General features: G+C 66.8%; 15 protein-coding genes. 13 read left to right on the forward strand and 2 right to left on the reverse strand.

All coding sequences use genetic code 11. The features are described from left to right. Window positions 1-21: 21 nt before the first annotated feature. Window positions 22-681, reverse strand: a complete 660-nt coding sequence (locus tag AC3ITM_RS08250; protein ID WP_489269732.1) for a TetR/AcrR family transcriptional regulator — start codon at window positions 679-681, stop codon at window positions 22-24. A 321-nt stretch (window positions 682-1,002) separates the two neighbouring features. Here AC3ITM_RS08250 and ndk point away from each other — a divergent pair, with 321 nt between their 5' ends. From ndk to guaA, 12 genes are all read left to right on the forward strand, one after another. Continuing rightward, window positions 1,003-1,428 (forward strand): nucleoside-diphosphate kinase, encoded by a 426-nt coding sequence (gene ndk, locus AC3ITM_RS08255; RefSeq protein ID WP_489269733.1) that lies wholly within the window; start codon window positions 1,003-1,005, stop codon window positions 1,426-1,428. A 10-nt stretch (window positions 1,429-1,438) separates the two neighbouring features. Further along, complete coding sequence (gene rlmN / locus AC3ITM_RS08260) at window positions 1,439-2,644, forward strand: dual-specificity RNA methyltransferase RlmN (RefSeq protein WP_228885153.1); 1,206 nt, start codon at window positions 1,439-1,441, stop codon at window positions 2,642-2,644. Beyond that, window positions 2,631-3,428: a tetratricopeptide repeat protein gene (locus AC3ITM_RS08265; RefSeq protein WP_489269734.1), complete on the forward strand. Its 798-nt coding sequence runs from the start codon at window positions 2,631-2,633 to the stop codon at window positions 3,426-3,428. Before rlmN ends, AC3ITM_RS08265 begins: the two co-directional genes overlap by 14 nt. A 6-nt stretch (window positions 3,429-3,434) precedes the next feature. After that, window positions 3,435-4,298, forward strand: coding sequence for a helix-turn-helix domain-containing protein (locus AC3ITM_RS08270; protein ID WP_489269735.1), 864 nt, complete (start codon window positions 3,435-3,437; stop codon window positions 4,296-4,298). A gap of 58 nt (window positions 4,299-4,356) precedes the next feature. Then, window positions 4,357-4,995: a YfgM family protein gene (locus AC3ITM_RS08275; protein WP_489269736.1), complete on the forward strand. Its 639-nt coding sequence runs from the start codon at window positions 4,357-4,359 to the stop codon at window positions 4,993-4,995. Further along, complete coding sequence (gene bamB / locus AC3ITM_RS08280) at window positions 4,995-6,203, forward strand: outer membrane protein assembly factor BamB (protein ID WP_228885148.1); 1,209 nt, start codon at window positions 4,995-4,997, stop codon at window positions 6,201-6,203. Before AC3ITM_RS08275 ends, bamB begins: the two co-directional genes overlap by 1 nt. Before the next feature lie 12 nt (window positions 6,204-6,215). Further along, window positions 6,216-7,607, forward strand: coding sequence for a ribosome biogenesis GTPase Der (gene der, locus AC3ITM_RS08285; RefSeq protein ID WP_489269737.1), 1,392 nt, complete (start codon window positions 6,216-6,218; stop codon window positions 7,605-7,607). 108 nt (window positions 7,608-7,715) lie between these two features. Beyond that, on the forward strand, window positions 7,716-8,852 hold the full coding sequence (gene moeB, locus AC3ITM_RS08290; RefSeq protein WP_489269738.1) for a molybdopterin-synthase adenylyltransferase MoeB: 1,137 nt from the start codon (window positions 7,716-7,718) through the stop codon (window positions 8,850-8,852). A gap of 286 nt (window positions 8,853-9,138) precedes the next feature. Beyond that, window positions 9,139-10,968: a monovalent cation:proton antiporter-2 (CPA2) family protein gene (locus tag AC3ITM_RS08295; RefSeq protein WP_228885142.1), complete on the forward strand. Its 1,830-nt coding sequence runs from the start codon at window positions 9,139-9,141 to the stop codon at window positions 10,966-10,968. Between the two features lie 101 nt (window positions 10,969-11,069). Next, on the forward strand, window positions 11,070-11,954 hold the full coding sequence (gene folD, locus AC3ITM_RS08300; RefSeq protein WP_489269739.1) for a bifunctional methylenetetrahydrofolate dehydrogenase/methenyltetrahydrofolate cyclohydrolase FolD: 885 nt from the start codon (window positions 11,070-11,072) through the stop codon (window positions 11,952-11,954). 198 nt (window positions 11,955-12,152) lie between these two features. Then, on the forward strand, window positions 12,153-13,610 hold the full coding sequence (guaB, locus tag AC3ITM_RS08305; RefSeq protein ID WP_228885138.1) for an IMP dehydrogenase: 1,458 nt from the start codon (window positions 12,153-12,155) through the stop codon (window positions 13,608-13,610). 111 nt (window positions 13,611-13,721) lie between these two features. Then, on the forward strand, window positions 13,722-15,287 hold the full coding sequence (gene guaA, locus AC3ITM_RS08310; protein ID WP_228885136.1) for a glutamine-hydrolyzing GMP synthase: 1,566 nt from the start codon (window positions 13,722-13,724) through the stop codon (window positions 15,285-15,287). Window positions 15,288-15,632: 345 nt separating this feature from the next. Here the strand turns inward: guaA and AC3ITM_RS08315 are convergent, their stop codons facing one another. Then, window positions 15,633-16,823 carry an MFS transporter gene (locus tag AC3ITM_RS08315; protein WP_489269740.1) on the reverse strand — a complete coding sequence of 397 codons (1,191 nt, stop codon included), beginning with the start codon at window positions 16,821-16,823 and terminating at the stop codon, window positions 15,633-15,635. Window positions 16,824-16,961: 138 nt separating this feature from the next. Here AC3ITM_RS08315 and AC3ITM_RS08320 point away from each other — a divergent pair, with 138 nt between their 5' ends. Next, window positions 16,962-17,864, forward strand: a complete 903-nt coding sequence (locus tag AC3ITM_RS08320; RefSeq protein ID WP_489269741.1) for a LysR family transcriptional regulator — start codon at window positions 16,962-16,964, stop codon at window positions 17,862-17,864. The last annotated feature ends 208 nt before the right edge of the window (window positions 17,865-18,072 follow it).

The following is an 18,072-nucleotide window of genomic DNA, read 5'->3' on the forward strand; positions in this document are numbered from 1 at the left end:
GAAGCCGGGCATGGCCCGGCTCTACGGGGTGGAGAGGGGCGTCGGCGCCGGGGCGGCCGCGCTGGCGCGGAACCCGGCTTCGGCGAAATGGATAAGTTCGTGGGCGGCATGGGCACGATGCGCCGCTTCGGTGACACCGGCCGGACGCTTGATCAGGCCGAAGTCGGCCATCGCATAGGTCAGCGCGCCGGCCAGGAAGTCCAGCCGCCAGTACAGCTCTTCCTTGCTCAGGCCGGGCAGGCAGGCGGCGATGGTCTTGCCGAACTCGCGCAGCACGTGGCCGTAGTGGTCGGAGAGGAACTTGCGCAGGTTGTCGTTCTTCTCGGCGTAGGCGCGGGCGATCACCCGCACGAAGGCGCCGCCGCTCTGGCGGTCCTGGGCCATGGCCAGGGCCGGCTCGACGAAGGCGGCCAGCACCGGGCGCAGCTGGCCGGGATGGTCGCGGCGGGCGCCGTCCAGCTGGGCCAGGCGCGCGGTGGTCATTTCGTCCATGCGCCGGCGGAACACCTCGTTGACCAGGTTTTCCTTGGACCCGAAGTGGTAGTTGACCGCGGCGATGTTCACATCGGCCTGGCTGGTGACCTGGCGCAGCGAGGTCCCGGCGAAGCCGTGCTGGGCGAACAGCTCTTCGGCAGCGCCGAGGATGCGGTCCTTGGTGGAGAAATGGGCGGGCTTGGCCATGGGTGGGGCGGGCTTCAATCAAACGATTGTTTGATATTAGCGCCGGGGCTGCGCTGGGGCATTGTGCGGCGCACAATGCCGCATGGGATTCGTTCATCCCGGATCGGTAGTGCCGGCCGCTGGCCGGCAACCCCGGCCAGCTGGAACGGGGCCGCTTCGCTTGGCGTGCCTTGGGGTTGCCGGCCAGCGGCCGGCACTACCGCATGGCGGGGTTACACGTTAGAATTGGCACACGTATATCAGGCTAAGCCCGCGTTTTGACGCGGGTTTTTTTCATGCTAACCTCGGGCCGATCAGTGGCCCGCCCAACGGAGTATTCCCATGGCGCTGGAGCGCACCCTTTCCATCATCAAGCCGGACGCCGTCGCCAAGAACGTCATCGGCGAAATCTACGCCCGCTTCGAAAAGGCCGGCCTGAAGGTCGTCGCCGCCAAGTACAAGCAGCTGTCGCGCCGTGAAGCCGAAGGCTTCTACGCCGTGCACCGCGAGCGTCCGTTCTTCAACGCGCTGGTCGAGTTCATGATCTCCGGCCCGGTGATGATCCAGGCGCTGGAAGGCGACAACGCCGTGCTGGCCCACCGCGACCTGCTGGGCGCCACCAATCCGAAGGAAGCCGCGGTCGGTACCATCCGCGCCGACTTCGCCGAATCCATCGATGCCAATGCCGCCCACGGCTCGGACTCGGTCGAGAACGCCGCGATTGAAATCGCCTACTTCTTCGCCGCGACCGAAGTCGTTTCGCGCTGAGAGTGATGCCGTGAACGAGGTCGTACAGCCAACCGCCATCCCCGTCGTGCTCGTCCCGGGCGCGCCGGTGGCCAAGCAGAACCTGCTCGACCTCGATCGCGAGGGTTTGGAGCGCTTCTTCGCCGAGACACTCGGCGAAGCGCGCTACCGCGCCCACCAGGTGATGAAGTGGATCCACCATCACTACGTCACCGATTTCGATGAGATGACCGACCTGGGCAAGGCGCTGCGCGCCAAGCTCAAGCAGCATGCGCAGGTGCTGGTCCCCAACATCGTGTTCGACAAGCCCTCCGCCGATGGCACCCACAAGTGGTTGCTGGCGATGGGCACCGATGGCAAGAACGCCATCGAAGCGGTCTACATCCCGGACAAGAACCGCGGCACGCTGTGCGTGTCCTCGCAGGTCGGCTGCGCGCTGAACTGCACGTTCTGTTCGACCGCCACCCAGGGCTTCAACCGCAACCTCTCCACTGCCGAGATCATCGGCCAGGTGTGGGTCGCCGCGCGCCACCTGGGCAACATCCCGCACAAGCAGCGTCGTCTCACCAACGTGGTGATGATGGGCATGGGCGAGCCGTTGATGAATTTCGACAACGTCGTGCGCGCCATGAGCGTGATGCGCGACGACCTGGGCTACGGCCTGGCCAACAAGCGGGTGACGCTGTCCACCTCCGGCCTGGTGCCGCAGATCGACCGCCTGTCCACCGAGAGCGACGTGTCGCTGGCGGTGTCGCTGCACGCGCCCAACGATGCGCTGCGCGAAACCCTGGTGCCGCTCAACAAGAAGTACCCGATCGTCGAGCTGATGGCTTCGTGCGCGCGCTACCTGCGCGCCAACAAGCGCCGCGAATCGGTCACCTTCGAATACACCCTGATGAAGGGCATCAACGACCAGCCCGAACATGCCCGCCAGCTGGCGCGGCTGATGCGCCAGTTCGACAACGCCGTGCAGGCCTCGCACTCGGGCAAGGTCAACCTGATTCCGTTCAACCCGTTCCCGGGCACCCGCTACGAGCGGTCCGGCGACACCGAGATCCGCGCGTTCCAGAAGATCCTGCTCGATGCGCAGGTACTGACCATGGTGCGCCGCACCCGCGGCGACGACATCGACGCGGCCTGTGGCCAGCTCAAGGGCCAGGTGATGGACCGCACGCGCCGCCAGGCCGAGTTCAACAAAACGCTGCAGGACGGGAAAAGCCGGGATGCCGCTGCCTGATTGCCGCCTGCCAGCCGCTGTGTTCTGCGCGCTGGCATTGGCCGGCTGCGGCAACCCAGGCGTAAAACCCCCGTCGGGCCCCCTGGAGGTCGCGCCGACCTATGAGGTGCGCGACGACCCGGCCACCCGTCGCCGGGTCGGCTACCAGGACCAGATGACCCTGGCCTCGGCGGCCTACCGCGCCGGCCGGCTGGACACGGCCGAAAAGAACGCGCGCGCCGCCCTGAAGATGGACGGTGCCCGCCCGGAGGCCTACCTGCTGCTGGCCACCCTGGCCGGCCAGCGTGGCGCCGACGCCGAAGCCGGCACCCTGTACCGCAAGGCCGCCGAACTGGCGCCGGGGCAGGGCGATGTGCTCAACAACTATGGCGCCTGGCTGTGCACGCATGGCCGCGCCGCCGAGTCGCTGGCCTGGTTCGACCGCGCCCTGACCGCGCCCGGCTATGCCACGCTGGGGTCGGCGCTGGCCAATGCCGGTGGCTGTGCGCTGGAGGCCGGCCAGCCCGAGCGGGCCCGGCGCGACCTGCGCGCGGCCCTGGAAATGGACCCGGTCAATGCCTATGCGCTGGAGTCGATGGCGCGCAGCGAGTACGCCCAGGGCCGCTATTTCGAGGCCCGGGCCTTCTCGCAACGGCGTCTTGCGGCTGCGCCGGCCACACGTTCCGTGTTACAACTTGCCTCTGATATCGAGGCGCAGCTTGGTGACAAGGCCGCATCCAGTCGCTATTTGCAGCGAATTCATGACGAATTTCCGCAGGATGCGGCTCCTAATCCCCGGGGTTGAAGCATTGTGATTGATGACCAGACGGTGAACGCTTTTGAGGCCGCGACCGGATGCGGCGCCCGGCTTGCCCAGGCGCGCCAGGCCGCAGGCCTGACGCTCGAGGCAGTCGGGCAGCAGTTGCACATGCCGGTGCAGGTGGTGAAATCGCTGGAAGCAGAACAGTGGGAGCGCCTGGGCGCGCCGGTGTTCGTGCGCGGCCAGCTGCGCAGTTATGCGCGCCTGCTCAAGGTCGACCTGGGCGATGTGCTCGACCAGGCCCAGATCGGGCCGGTGGTGCCGCCGCAGCTGGTCAGCCATACCCATACCCCGCGTGCGCGCCGGATTGCCGAAAGCCTCGGCCGCCGGGTGCTGTATGTGGGCATCACCGCCGTGCTGGCGGTCCCGGTCTGGTTCGCCACCCGCGGCCATTTCGACAGCAGCGCCGACAGCCCCAATACCGCCTCGCTGGATGTGATCCCGGCCGCCATGCCGGTGGCCGGTGGCCAGGCCCCGGCGGCAACCCCGGAGGCCGCACCGGTGGCCGCGATCACCGCCGAGCCGTCGGCGCCTTACCTTGCCTCGTTGACACCGGTGCCGCGCCCGGCCACCACCGCACCGGCGCCTGCCGGCGCGATGGAACTGCAGTTCAAGGGCGACAGCTGGGTCGATATCGCCGCACCGGACGGCAGTACCGTCGAGAAGGCGTTGATCCGATCCGGCGAAACGCGCAGCTTCAGCCCGGGCCAGGTCGGCCGGATGGTGCTGGGCAACGCCTCGGCGGTCGAGGTTCAGCAGGCCGGCACTATCGTCGACCTTTCGCCGTACCAGCGAGCCAACGTGGCGCGCTTTACGGTATCCTCTGACGGCTCCGTGGCCCCAGTTCCGCACTGAGCCGCGTTTCCCAATCCAATTCAAATAGCTCCTCCTTACGGACGGGGCGAGAGTACGCATGGCGATCGACGACCTGCTCGACGAGCACGAACAAAGTGAACGCGTCCGCAGCTGGCTGCGGAAGAATGGTGTCAGCATCCTTGCCGGCGTGGCGATCGCCATCGGCGGCATCGCCGGTTGGCAGTGGTGGCAGAAGGAAGCCAGCAACTCGCTGGCCGGCGCCAATGTCCAGTACCAGGCGGTGCTCAAGCACCTGCAGGACAAGGACCTGGAGCAGGCCGCCAAGGGCGTCAAGGCGCTCGACGCGGGCAAGGCCAACATCTATTCGGACCTGGCCGCGTTGCAGCTGGCCAAGGCCCAGGTCGAGGCCGGCAAGAACGAGGACGCGCTGGCAACCCTGCGCGCGATCAAGGCCGACCCGGAGTTCCAGCCGGTGATCGAGCAGCGCATCGCGCGCCTGCTGGTGGCCACCGGCAAGGCCGACGAAGCAATCAAGGCACTTGCCAGTGCCACCGACAGCGCCAGCCTGGAGATCCATGGCGACGCGTTGATGGCGCAGGGCAAGCGTGACGCCGCCCGCGGGCAGTATGAGAAGGCGCTCAAGACGCTGGACGTGGCAGCGCCGCAGCGGCGCCTGCTGGAAACCAAGTTGACGGATGCCGGTGGCACCGTCACCGATCCTGCGGAGTCGGTGTAATGAAGCAGATGGTCATGATCAAGCGTGTTGCCACCCTGGTTGTGCTGGGCGTGGCGTTGTCCGGCTGCAGCACCGTCAAGGGCTGGTTCGCCGGCAAGGACGCCGCCGCCAAGAAGGCGCTGGAACCGGCCGAGCTGGTCAAGTTCGAGCCGACCGCCAAGGTCGACAGGCTCTGGAGCGTCAACGTCGGCAAGGGCGAAAAGCGCATCGGCGTGCGCCAGGGCCCGGTGGTGGCCGATGGCCGTGTCTACGCGGCGGCCATTTACGGTGGCGTGCATGCGATCGACCTGCAGACCGGCAAGAAGGTCTGGACCTACGAGCCGGCCAAGGTCAAGAAGCAGCCCAAGCTGCGCCTGTCCGGTGGCCCCGGCGTCGGCGAAGGCTTGGTGGTGATCGGCACCCTGGACGGCCAGGTGATCGCGCTGGACGCCAACGACGGCAGCGAGAAGTGGCGCGCCAAGGTCAGCGGTGAAGTGATTTCGGCCCCGGCCATTGGCCAGGGTATGGTGTTCGTACGCAGCAACGATGGCCGCGTCACCGCCTTCGACGTCAGCAACGGCACCCAGCGCTGGTTCAACCCGCGCGAACTGCCGGCGCTGACCGTGCGCGGCAATGCCGCCGTGGTCACCGGCCCGGGCGTGCTGTTCATCGGCAACGATGACGGCTCGGTGTCGGCGCTGGCGATGACCGACGGCCGCACCGTGTGGGACCAGATGGTCGCCAACGGCGAAGGCCGTACCGAACTGGAGCGCATGTCCGACGTGGACGGCGCGCCGGTGCTGGAAGGCAATACGCTGTTTGTCAGCAGCTTCAAGAACCAGACCATGGCGATCGAAGGCCCGACCGGCCGCCCGCTGTGGTCGCGCGATCATGGCGGCGCCGGTGGCGTGGCCCTGACCTCGGGCAATGTGTTCGTCACCGACAACAAGGGCGGCGTGTTCGGCCTGGACAAAACCAGTGGCTCTGCCATGTGGTCGCAGACCGGCCTGGCCCGGCGCTCGCTGACCGGTCCGGTGGTGCACGGCGACTACATCGTGGTCGGTGACTACAAGGGGTATCTGCACTGGTTGCGGACCGACAATGGCGAGTTCGCGGCTCGCGCCAAGAGTGGCGGCGACGCCCTGCTGGCGCAGCCGGTGTCCGCCGATGGGATTCTGCTGGTGCAGAACGTTGATGGAAAGCTGACCGCGTTCCGGTTGGCACAATAAGGAGTTACCGCGATGCTGCCCTTGGTCGCCCTGGTTGGACGGCCGAATGTCGGCAAGTCCACGCTGTTTAATGCGTTTACCCGTACGCGCGACGCGCTGGTCCATGACCAGCCCGGCGTGACCCGGGACCGTAATTACGGTGTTTGTCGTCTTAATGAGGACCACCCATTCCTGGTGGTCGATACCGGCGGCATCGCCGGTGAAGAAGAAGGCCTGGCCGGCGCAACCGCGCGCCAGGCCCGCGCCGCCGCCGCCGAGGCGGACCTGATCCTGTTCGTGGTCGATGCCCGTGAGGGCCCGATGGACGACGAGATCCTGTCCTGGCTGCGCAAGCTGGCGCGTCCGACCCTGCTGCTGATCAACAAGATCGACGGCATGAACGAAGATACCGTGCGTTCGGAGTTCGCCCGCTACGGCTTCGGCGAAATGCTGACCGTGTCGGCCGCGCACCGCCAGGGTCTGGACGACCTGCTCGATGAAGTGGTCGAGCGGCTGCCCGAGGAAGGCGCCACCGAAACCCTGGATACCGATCCGGGCCGGGTGCGCATTGCTTTCGTCGGCCGCCCCAACGTGGGCAAGTCGACCCTGGTCAACCTGCTGCTGGGCGAGGAGCGCATGATCGCCTCCGAAGTGCCCGGTACCACCCGCGACTCGATCGCGGTGGACATGGAGCGCGACGGCCGCGAGTACCGCCTGATCGACACCGCCGGCCTGCGTCGCAAGGCGCGCGTGGAGGAAGTGGTCGAGAAGTTCAGCGTGATCAAGACGCTGCAGGCGATCGAGCAGTGCCAGGTGGCGGTGCTGATGCTGGACGCGGCCGAGGGCGTGACCGACCAGGACGCCAGCGTGCTGGGCGCGGTGCTCGACGCCGGGCGTGCGTTGGTGGTGGCGATCAACAAGTGGGACGGGTTGACCGACTACCAGCGCGAGCAGGCCGAAGCCCTGGTGTCGCGCAAGCTGGGCTTTGTGCCGTGGGCCGAAGTGGTGCGGATCTCGGCCAAGCACGGCTCGGGCCTGCGCGAGCTGTTCCGCTGCATCCACGCCGCGCATGCCTCGGCCACGCACGAGTTCAGCACCAGCGAGGTCAACAAGGCGCTGGAAGTGGCCTATGAGACCAACCCGCCGCCGGCCATTCGTGGCCATGTGTCCAAGCTGCGCTATGTGCATCCGGGTGGTTCCAACCCGCCGACGTTCATCGTGCACGGCACGCGCCTGAAGGATCTGCCGGAGTCGTACAAACGCTATCTGGAGAACTTCTTCCGCAAGCGTTTCAAGCTGGTGGGCACGCCGGTGCAGTTCATCTTCCGCGAGGGCGTGAACCCGTACGAGGGCAAGAAGAACGTGCTGACCGAACGCCAGATCAAGCGCAAGCGGCGCCTGATCAAGCACGTCAAGGGCAGATGATCCACAGAAGAGCCGGCGAAAGCCGGCTCTTTTCATGGGTAGTGCCGGCCGCTGGCCGGCAACCCCGACAAACCCACGGCCGACGCGCGCGTGCGCGATAATCCCCGCATGCGCACGATCTCCGAACTCACCCCCGCCCAGGCCCGCGCCCGCCTCACCCATGGCGCGCTGCTGATCGACGTGCGCGAGGCGCACGAGCGTGCCACCGGCATGGCCGAAGGCGCGCTCGGCATCGCCACGGGCGATCTGCAGGCCGCGCCCGCCACGCACCTGCCGGCCGCGGACCGGGAGATCGTCCTGATCTGCCAGAGCGGCAGGCGTTCGATGGAGGCGGCGGCTTTTCTGGCCGGGCTGGGCTACACCCGGATCGCCTCGGTCCATGGCGGCACCACCGCCTGGCGCGCGGCCGGGCTGCCACTGGTGCAGCCGCTGCAGAGCGATGCCGAGCGCGATTTCAACGCGCGTTACTCGCGCCATCTGTTGCTGCCGCAGGTCGGTGTCGAGGGTCAGAAGCGCCTGCTGGCCTCGCGCGTGCTGGTGCTGGGCGCCGGCGGGCTGGGCGCGCCGGCCGGCTTCTACCTGGCCGCGGCCGGGGTAGGGCACCTGCGCATTGCCGACGACGACGTGGTGGAGCGCAGCAACCTGCACCGGCAGATCCTGCATACCGATGCCAGCGTCGGCCAGCCCAAGGTGCTGTCGGCGCGCGCGCGGCTGCTGGCCTTGAACCCGGGGCTGGATGTGGAGGCGTTGCAGGTGCGGGCGACCTCGCACAACATCGACGCGCTGCTGGAGGGCGTGGACGTGGTGCTGGACGGTTCGGACAACTTCCCGCTGCGCTACCTGCTCAACGATGCCTGCATCCAGCACCGCATCCCGCTGGTGTATGGCGCGGTCGAGCGTTTCAGCGGCCAGGTCAGCGTGTTCGACGCCGGCCGCCAGCGCGGCGTGGCACCGTGCTACCGCTGCCTGTTCCCCGAGCCGCCGCCGGCCGAGTTCGCGCCCAACTGCGCGCAGGCCGGGGTGCTGGGGGTGTTGCCGGGCATGGTCGGCCTGCTGCAGGCCACCGAAGTGCTCAAGCTGCTGCTGGGCATCGGCGAGCCGCTGGTCGGCCGCCTGCTCAGCTTCGATGCGCTGGGCATGCGCTTTCGCCAGACCCGGCTGGCCCCGGACCCTGCCTGCCCGCTGTGCGCCCCCGGCCGGGCCTTCCCAGGCTATATCGATTACGCGACGTTCTGCGGCGCCTGAGGGTCATGATGGCTCGGGCGCGCGTAGATCCACGCCATGCGTGGATGCCGTTGCCGTTCGCGGCGATCCACGATGACGCCAGCCATTCAGGGCATCCACGCATGGCGTGGATCTACCCCGGGCGGTAGAGGCTTCGGTCTCGCAACGGCCGTGATTCCGGGACGATGCGGCCGCCTGGACAACGATCGTTCTGCATTCAGTACGATAAAACGCAACATGGATGCTATTGCCGTCCATCGCTTTGCCCTATCGTTAACCCTCTATACGCAGTCCAGGGAACAACCGCATGGCGGTCGAAGCAGGTGCCAGTGAGCTGGTGAAAGTCGTGGCGCTGCTGGGCGCGGCGGTGGTGATGGTGCCGCTGTTCCGCCGGCTCGGGCTGGGCTCGGTGCTGGGCTATTTCGCCGCCGGGCTGGCGATCGGCCCGTTCGGCTTTGGCTGGTTCTCCGACCCGCAGGCCATCCTGCATACCGCCGAACTGGGCGTGGTGATGTTCCTGTTCGTGATCGGGCTGGAAATGCGGCCCTCGCACCTGTGGAGCCTGCGCAACGAGATCTTCGGGCTGGGCACGCTGCAGATCGTGGTCTGCGGCGCGGTGCTCACCGGGGTGTGCATGCTGTTCGGCTTCCCGGTCAACGTGGCCTTCATCGGTGCGTTCGGTTTCGTGCTGACCTCCACCGCGGTGGTGATGCAGCTGCTGGCCGAACGCGGCGACATCGCCCTGCCGTCGGGGCAGAAGATCGTCTCGATCCTGCTGTTCGAAGACCTGCTGATCGTGCCGCTGCTGGCGGTGGTGGCGTTCATGGCGCCGGTACAGGCCGACGCCGGCGACAGCTCGCGTTGGGTGAGCATCGGCATCGCCGCCGGCGCCATCGTCGGGCTGGTGCTGGTCGGGCGCTTCCTGCTCAATCCACTGTTCCGCATCCTTGCCGCAGCCAAGGCGCGCGAGGTGATGACCGCCGCCGCCCTGCTGGTGGTGCTGGGCGCGGCGCTGCTGATGCAGCTGGGCGGGCTGTCGATGGCGATGGGCGCGTTCCTGGCCGGCGTGCTGCTCAGCGAATCCACCTTCCGCCACCAGATCGAAGCGGACATCGAGCCGTTCCGCGGCATCCTGCTGGGCCTGTTCTTCCTCAGCGTGGGCATGGCGCTGGACCTGACCGTGGTGGCCAACAACTGGCCGTTGATCGTGTCCGGCGTGTTCGCGCTGATGCTGGCCAAGGCGGTGTGCATCTACGGCGTGGCGCGGATCATGGGCAGCGACCACCGCCAGGCGCTGGACCGCGGCGTGGTGATGGCGCAGGGCGGCGAATTCGCCTTCGTGCTGTTCTCCGCGGCGGCCGCGGCCGGCGTGATCGGGATCGAGGTCAATGCCAACCTGACCGCGATCGTGGTGCTGTCGATGGCGCTGACCCCGTTGTTCGTGCTGCTGCACGACAAGCTGATGCCCGACCGCGAAGTCTCGCTGGAAGGCGTCGAAGCGGCCGACGGCCTGTCCGGCAGCGTGCTGCTGATCGGCTTCGGCCGTTTCGGCCAGGTCGCCAGCCAGTCGCTGCTGGCGCGCGACGTGGACGTGACCATCATCGACAACGACGTGGACATGATCCACAACGCCGAACGCTTCGGCTTCAAGATCTACTACGGCGACGGCACCCGGCTGGACGTGCTGCACGCCTCCGGCGCAGCCAGCGCACGTGCGGTGGCGGTGTGCGTGAACAACGCCCAGGACGCCGACCGCATCGTCGAGCTGGTCGCCCACCAATTCCCGCAGGCCAAGCTGCTGGTGCGCTCGTTCGACCGCGAACACTCGCTGCGGCTGATCCACGCCGGGGTCGACTACCAGGTGCGCGAAACCTTCGAATCGGCGCTGCTGTTCGGCCAGGCCGCGCTGACCGAGCTGGGCGCCGACCCGGACGATGCGCGCGAAATCGCCGACCAGATCCGCGAACGCGACGCCGAGCGGTTCGAACTGGAAATGGCCGGCGGCAGCCTGCGCGCCGGCGCGCACATGGTGTTCGGCACCGCGCTGCCAGGCGTGCCCACGCCCACCCCGTTCACCGCGCCCCGGCGCAAGGCGCGCACGCTCAACGCCGACGAGATTCCCGAAGAGGAAGAATGATCCGGCCGTTGGCCGGCAACCTGCCGGTCCATGCGACGGTGGGCGGGGCGGCCTGAATCGGGGACAATAGCCTCCCCGCCGCCCCACGCCTGCCGCCCTCGATGACCTCACCGACCCCCGCACCCGCCGCTACCGCCCGCATCCTGGACGGGCGCCGCATCGCCGAAGACCTGCTGGACAGCCTGAAGGTGCGCGTGGATGCCCGCCTGGCCGCCGGTGGCGCCCGGCCCGGGCTGGCGGTGGTGCTGGTGGGCGGCGACCCGGCGTCGAGCGTCTATGTGCGCAACAAGCGCCGTGCGGCCGAGAAGGTCGGCATCGAAGCGTTCGACTACGACCTGCCGGCCGGCACCAGCGAAGCCCAGTTGCTGGCCCTGATCGACCAGCTCAATGCCGATCCCAGGATCCACGGCATCCTGGTGCAGCTGCCGCTGCCGGGCATCCCCGACGCCAGCCGGCTGATCCACCGCATCGACCCGCGCAAGGACGTGGACGGCTTCCACCCGGAAAACGTCGGCCACCTGGCCCTGCGCGAGTTCGGCCTGCGCCCGTGCACCCCGCGCGGCATCGTGACCCTGCTGGGCCATACCGACCAGCCGGTGCGCGGCCGCAACGCCACCATCGTCGGGGTCAGCAACCATGTGGGCCGGCCGATGGGGCTGGAGCTGCTGATCGCCGGCTGCACCGTGACCAGCTGCCACAAATTCACCCCCAAGGACGTGCTGGAGCAGTCGGTGCGCAATGCCGACATCCTGGTGGTGGCCGTGGGCCGCCCGGGCATCGTCCCGGGGGAATGGGTCAAGCCCGGCGCGGTGGTGATCGATGTGGGTATCAACCGCCTCGACGACGGCCGCCTGGTCGGCGACGTCGGCTTCGATGCCGCCGCCGTCCGCGCCAGCTGGATCACCCCGGTCCCGGGCGGGGTAGGGCCGATGACCGTGGCGACCCTGATGCAGAACACCATCGAAGCCGCAGAAGCGTCGGTCTGACGGTAGGTGCCGACCGTTGGTCGGCACATTGCCCCGATGCCCATGCGGCGCGCGCGCCCGTGCCGACCAACGGTCGGCACCTACCGCAGGGCAGATGAATGCATCGCCCCTGGCGCGACACAGCGTCGCACCAGCCCCCTGCCCATCGGGCCCGAATCAGGGTAAAATGTCGCGCTTCCCCACATCTCGGGTATGCCGATGCTGCGCATCCAGGCTGAAGCTCTCACCTACGACGACGTCTCGCTCGTCCCCGCACACTCCCTGATCCTGCCCAAGGATGTCAGCCTGGAAACCCGGCTGACCCGCGACCTGCGGCTGAAGCTTCCGATCCTCTCCGCGGCCATGGACACGGTCACCGAAGCACGCCTGGCCATCGCCATGGCCCAGCTCGGTGGCATGGGCATCATCCACAAGAACCTCAGCGTGGAGCAGCAGGCCGCCGAAGTGGCCCGGGTCAAGAAGTTCGAGGCCGGCGTCATCCGCGACCCGATCACGGTCGGCCCGGAAACCACCATCCGCGACGTGCTGGCCCTGACCCAGGCGCGCAACATCTCTGGGGTGCCGGTGGTGGACGGCGGCGGCCAGCTGGTGGGCATCGTCACCCACCGCGACATGCGCTTTGAAACCGAGCTGGACGATCCGGTCCGCCACATCATGACCAAGAAGGATCGCCTGATCACGGTCAAGGAAGGCGCCGCATCGGAAGAAGTGCTGCAGCTGCTGCACCGCAACCGCATCGAAAAGATCCTGGTGGTCAACGACGAGTTCGCCCTGCGCGGCCTGATCACCGTCAAGGACATCCAGAAGAACACCGACTACCCCAACGCCGCCAAGGACACCGCCACCCGCCTGCTGGTCGGCGCCGCGGTCGGCGTCGGTGGCGATACCGACCGCCGGGTCGAGGCGCTGGTCGCCGCCGGGGTGGACGTGCTGGTGGTGGACACCGCGCATGGCCATTCGCAGGGCGTGCTGGACCGCGTCAGCTGGGTCAAGAAGCACTTCCCGCAGGTGCAGGTGGTCGGTGGCAACATCTGCACCGGCGAAGCCGCACTGGCGCTGCTGGACAGCGGCGCCGACGCGGTCAAGGTCGGCATCGGCCCGGGCTCGATCTGCACCACCCGCGTCGTCGCCGGCGTCGGCGTGCCGCAGATCACCGCCATCGACCTGGTCGCCGAAGCCCTGCAGGACCGCATCCCGCTGATCGCCGACGGTGGCATCCGTTATTCGGGCGACATCGGCAAGGCGCTGGCCGCCGGTGCCTCCACCATCATGATCGGTGGCCTGCTCGCCGGTACCGAGGAGTCGCCCGGCGAAACCGAGCTGTTCCAGGGCCGTTCGTACAAGAGCTACCGCGGCATGGGCTCGCTGGCCGCGATGGAAAAGGGGTCCAAGGACCGCTACTTCCAGGACGCCTCCAGCGCCGACAAGCTGGTGCCCGAAGGCATCGAAGGCCGCGTGCCGTACCGCGGCCCGGTCGGCGGCATCATCCACCAGCTGATGGGCGGCCTGCGCGCCACCATGGGCTATGTGGGCTGCGGCACCGTCGAAGACATGCGCACCAAGCCCAAGTTCGTCAAGATCAGCGGCGCCGGCCAGCGTGAGAGCCACGTCCACGACGTGCAGATCACCAAAGAGCCGCCGAACTACCGCGCCTGACGTGGCACGAGCAAAGAGGAACGAGGAAGCAGATTCCCGTTCCTCTTTCTCTATCGGCCGCCGCAATCGTTTCTGTGTTCCCCGTATTCACTCCAGCATTGCCCGGGCACCATGACCAACATCCATAACGACAAGATCCTCATCCTCGATTTCGGCGCGCAGTACACCCAGCTGATCGCCCGCCGCATCCGCGAGATCGGCGTGTACTGCGAAATCTGGGCCTGGGACCACAACCCGGCCGAGATCGCCGCGTTCGGCGCCAAGGGCATCATCCTGTCCGGCGGCCCCGAATCGACCACGCTGCCCGGCGCGCCGGCCGCCCCGCAGGAAGTGTTCGACAGCGGCCTGCCGATCTTCGGCATCTGCTACGGCATGCAGACCCTGGCCGCCCAGCTCGGTGGCGCCACGGAAGCTGCCGACCAGCGCGAATTCGGCCATGCCGAAGTCAACGTCGTCGCCCCCGATGCGCTGTTCAAGGGCCTGAGCGACCACGCCGGCGAGCCGCGCCTGAACGTGTGGATGAGCCATGGCGACCACGTCTCGGTGGCCCCGCCGGGCTTCACCGTCACCGCCACCACCGACCGCATCCCGGTCGCGGCGATGGCCAACGAAGAAAAGCGCTGGTACGGCGTGCAGTTCCACCCGGAAGTGACCCACACCCTGCAGGGCCAGGCGCTGCTGCGCCGCTTCGTGGTCGACGTGTGCGGCTGCGGCACCCTGTGGACGGCGGCCAACATCATCGACGACCAGATCGCCCGCGTGCGCGAACTGGTTGGCGAGGACGAAGTGATCCTGGGCCTGTCCGGCGGCGTCGATTCGTCCGTGGTGGCCGCGCTGCTGCACAAGGCGATCGGCGACAAGCTCACCTGCGTGTTCGTCGACACCGGCCTGCTGCGCTGGCAGGAAGGCGACCAGGTGATGGCGATGTTCGCCGAGCACATGGGCGTCAAGGTGATCCGCGTCAATGCCGCCGACCGCTACTTCGCCAAGCTCGAAGGCGTCAGCGACCCGGAAGCCAAGCGCAAGATCATCGGCAACCTGTTCGTGGACATCTTCGATGAAGAATCCAACAAGCTGAGCAACGCCAAGTGGCTGGCGCAGGGCACCATCTACCCCGACGTGATCGAGTCGGCCGGCAGCAAGACCGGCAAGGCCCACGTGATCAAGAGCCACCACAACGTTGGCGGCCTGCCCGAGCACATGAAGCTGGGCCTGGTCGAGCCGCTGCGCGAACTGTTCAAGGACGAAGTGCGCCGCCTCGGCGTCGAACTCGGCCTGCCGCGCAGCATGGTTTACCGCCACCCGTTCCCCGGCCCGGGCCTGGGCGTGCGCATCCTGGGCGAAGTGAAGCGCGAATACGCCGAGCTGCTGGCCAAGGCCGACGCGATTTTCATCGAAGAACTGCGCAAGGCCGACCTGTACGACAAGACCAGCCAGGCCTTCGCGGTGTTCCTGCCGGTGAAGTCGGTGGGCGTGGTCGGCGACGCACGCGCGTATGAGTGGGTGATCGCGCTGCGCGCGGTGGAGACCATCGATTTCATGACGGCGCATTGGGCGCACCTGCCGTATGAGTTCCTGGGCACGGTGAGCAACCGGATCATCAATGAGCTGCGCGGGGTGTCGCGGGTGGTGTATGACATCTCGGGCAAGCCGCCGGCGACGATTGAGTGGGAGTGAGTTGACCTCCTTCGGTGACTACCGCCGGCCGGCAGAACCGGTTGGCGGTAGAACCGATGGCAGGAACGGGAGGTCCGACGAAGACCCCCACGTCGGCTATCGAGGCCAAAACGGTCTTTGACGATAGATGTCTCCCCCATGGAAAGCGCGTTTCACGCGCTTTCCAGGCGTCAGCTGGCCGGCAGGCTGCGGTGTGGCCGCGCAACGCGGCTCACGCGACCACGGTAGTGATCCAGGATCGGATGGTTTGGCCCTGGGCTTCGTGGAGCCGATGGAGCGACCGTGGAATCGGCAAGGCGCGCGGGCCCATGCGCCCGGCCTGGCCGGCGGGGCCCGCACATCCCCTCAGTTCCTGGCCGCCAAGGCTCTGTTCATGGCGAAGACGACGCCCAGCAACGAGACGGCAAGAATGCCGATGACGATCCAGGCGAAGGACGCCACGCCTGACCGGTCAAGCAGGATTCCGCCAACAACGCCGCCGCTGGCCACCGCGGTGTTCCAGCCCGTGGTGTACATGGATTGCGCCACGTCCACCGACTCGCCGGCAAAGCGGGACAGGGCCGTTTGAGTGATCGTGGCAAAGCCGCCGACAGCAAGGCCCCAAATCGCCACCGACGGGTAGACCATCTGCGCAAGGTCGCCCCAAAGACCCAGCAGCAGGGACGCGACGGCAAAGATCATGATGCTGGCCAGGGCAAGAAGCTGCAGCCGGCGATCGACCATGGCACCGACGAACCACAGGCCGATGATCGAACCCAGACCGAAGACGAACAGGACAATATCCACGTTCGCTGACAGGCCGGAAGGCTCGAGGAAGGGCTCGATATAGATGTAGAGAATGTTGTGGGCGACAACGAAGGTGAACACAACGAACAGTACGGCGCGGATACCGGTTTTCAGAAATACGCTGGAGAGAGGTTGGCGCTGTGCCCGGGTCTGGCCAGGGAAGTCGGGGACGACGGCAACGACCCACGCCATCAGGACGAGTGCCAGGGCGCTCATCAACCCGAACGCGCCTTGCCAGCCGATCGCGCGGCCAAGCAATGCCCCGAGCGGTACGCCGAGCACCAACGCGATGGTTGCGCCGGCGCCGGATATCGCAATCGCCCGGCCACTGAGATGCGACGGCGACATGCGCACCGCATAGCCGGCCAGCAGCGACCAGACGATGCCGCCGAAGACGCCGGCGAAAAAGCGTGCCACCAGCGAGACGCCATAGCTGTCGGACAATGCAGTGACCAGGTTGACTGCGGCAAAGCCAAAAATTGCAGTCAAGAGCAACGGACGCCGCCGCAGGCCTTGGGTGAGGCTGGTCACTGGAATGGCGGCGACCAGCGCGCCCACCGCATAGGCAGTAATGAACTGACCGGCGAGGCTTTCAGATACGTTCAAGCCTTGCGCGATGGAAGAAAGCAATCCGGCCGGCATGATTTCGGTCAGCAGGGTGATGAAGGCTGCCATTGCCAAGGCGAGCAGGCCACCCAAGGGCAAGTGTTCGGTGCTCTTGGGTAGAACAGGCGCTGTTGTGTGATTCATAAACCAGGTTCCTTAAATCGAAGTCGTTCTGGAGCTTGCGGAGCATCAGTGCGCATGGTGTCGGGAGACACATAAAAGAAAAATGGGCTACAGTGAACAAGATATGTGACATAAATGTCATTAATGGATGGGCCACAAATGGAAAGCCTTGGTTCTCTTGATGTATTCGTGCGCGCATGCGACTGCCGCAGCTTCACTGCGGCCGGGCAGCAGTTGGGGATCTCCGCATCGGCGGTCAGCAAGGCCATCGCGCGGTTGGAGGAAGGCCTGGGGGTTCGTATGTTCCACCGCTCTACGCGCACCATCAGCCCGACCCCGGAAGGTGCGTTGTTTCTGGAGCGCTGCCGCCGCATCCTTTCCGAGGTCGAGTCGGCCGAGGCCGAGCTGCTGCAAACGCAACGCGCTCCGCAGGGCAAGCTGCGCATCAGCGTGCCATCGGTAGGCGCCTTGTTCATGCCCACGCTGGCGGACTTCCAACGGTGCTATCCCGATGTCGCGCTGGACATCGACTGCTCGGATCGGTTGGTCGATGTGATCGAAGAGGGTTTCGATGCGGTGATCCGTACCGGTGAACCCGGCGACTCCCGGTTGATGGCGCGGGTACTTGGCGCTTACCGGAGAGTCATCGTCGGCGCTCCGGACTATTTCCAGCGCACGGGAGTGCCACAGCGACCTGAAGACCTGGCCGACCACGCCTGCCTGCTGTATCGGTATCCCAGCACCGGCAAAACCGACGTATGGCCGTTGAGCAGGGACGGACGTCCGCTCGCCATGGATCTGTCAGGCAGCATGGTGACCAACTCCCTGGATCCGCAGATATGCTTTGCCGAACAAGGTCTCGGTATTGCCTGCATCCCTGACATCGCCGTGCGCCGTCAACTGGACGAAGGCCAACTGATCACTGTGCTGGACGACTACAACCAGGACCGCACCACGTTCCGGATACTGTGGCCTTCCAGCCGATACCTGTCGCCCAAGCTCAGGGTGTTCGTGGACTTCATCGTGCAGAACCTGTTTCCGCACCGCCTTTCAAAGGCGTGATGTGGGAGTTCGCCGGTTGGCTGACCAGGAAATTGTTTGACAGGCTTGGAATGTCTTTGCAATCTGCAGGCCTAGTCCTTTCGGGATCCAGCCGTGCTCATGGTCATGCTCCGATGCAGGTTGATTGACGCCCCGGACTCGACTGCGCGGCCTTTCATCCGGTCCATGATGTCCGTCGCTTTGCCGGGTTGGACAGACCTTGGCTGCG

Source organism: Stenotrophomonas sp. KH_029 (genome assembly GCF_057839765.1).

Coding starts and splice junctions, on each gene's coding strand:
- ndk (WP_489269733.1), top strand. CDS start 1,003: ATGGCGCTGGAGCGCACCCTTTCCATCATCAAGCCGGACGCCGTCGCC.
- der (WP_489269737.1), top strand. CDS start 6,216: ATGCTGCCCTTGGTCGCCCTGGTTGGACGGCCGAATGTCGGCAAGTCC.
- guaB (WP_228885138.1), top strand. CDS start 12,153: ATGCTGCGCATCCAGGCTGAAGCTCTCACCTACGACGACGTCTCGCTC.
- AC3ITM_RS08295 (WP_228885142.1), top strand. CDS start 9,139: ATGGCGGTCGAAGCAGGTGCCAGTGAGCTGGTGAAAGTCGTGGCGCTG.
- AC3ITM_RS08250 (WP_489269732.1), bottom strand. CDS start 681: ATGGCCAAGCCCGCCCATTTCTCCACCAAGGACCGCATCCTCGGCGCT.
- AC3ITM_RS08320 (WP_489269741.1), top strand. CDS start 16,962: ATGGAAAGCCTTGGTTCTCTTGATGTATTCGTGCGCGCATGCGACTGC.
- bamB (WP_228885148.1), top strand. CDS start 4,995: ATGAAGCAGATGGTCATGATCAAGCGTGTTGCCACCCTGGTTGTGCTG.
- AC3ITM_RS08265 (WP_489269734.1), top strand. CDS start 2,631: ATGCCGCTGCCTGATTGCCGCCTGCCAGCCGCTGTGTTCTGCGCGCTG.
- guaA (WP_228885136.1), top strand. CDS start 13,722: ATGACCAACATCCATAACGACAAGATCCTCATCCTCGATTTCGGCGCG.
- folD (WP_489269739.1), top strand. CDS start 11,070: ATGACCTCACCGACCCCCGCACCCGCCGCTACCGCCCGCATCCTGGAC.
- AC3ITM_RS08315 (WP_489269740.1), bottom strand. CDS start 16,823: ATGAATCACACAACAGCGCCTGTTCTACCCAAGAGCACCGAACACTTG.
- AC3ITM_RS08275 (WP_489269736.1), top strand. CDS start 4,357: ATGGCGATCGACGACCTGCTCGACGAGCACGAACAAAGTGAACGCGTC.
- moeB (WP_489269738.1), top strand. CDS start 7,716: ATGCGCACGATCTCCGAACTCACCCCCGCCCAGGCCCGCGCCCGCCTC.